Source organism: Paraburkholderia sp. SIMBA_027 (assembly GCF_046535315.1).
In the GTDB taxonomy this organism is placed as follows: domain Bacteria; phylum Pseudomonadota; class Gammaproteobacteria; order Burkholderiales; family Burkholderiaceae; genus Paraburkholderia; species Paraburkholderia tropica.
The window spans coordinates 1-236 of the sequence record NZ_JAWRWY010001606.1 but is presented as its reverse complement, the minus strand read 5'-3'; the positions used below and the strand labels follow the sequence as shown (position 1 = coordinate 236).

Genomic DNA, 236 nt, shown 5'->3' with positions numbered 1-236 from the left:
CAATCGCGAAGACGATGGCAAGACCGGCATTTCCCCGCCGGGCGGCTTGAAGAATGGCCGGTACTGCCGCAATGGCGATACACACGAGTACACCAAGCATCATCAGGATCGTGAACTGCGGATGCTGGAAGTAGTAGATAAAACTGAATTCCTGTGGAACGCGGTCAAGCCAGTCGTGACGCGACAGCGGATCGATCATCCAATAGGGGCCGGATAGACATCTCGGGAAGATGTAG

1 protein-coding gene is annotated in these 236 nt (G+C 55.1%); it reads right to left on the bottom strand.

Translation table 11 applies throughout. The features are described 5' to 3' along the window. Positions 1-199, bottom strand: a 199-nt coding sequence (locus SB764_RS44605; protein ID WP_410867388.1) for a hypothetical protein, incomplete at its 3' end; no start/stop codon positions are given. Between the last annotated feature and the right edge of the window lie 37 nt (positions 200-236).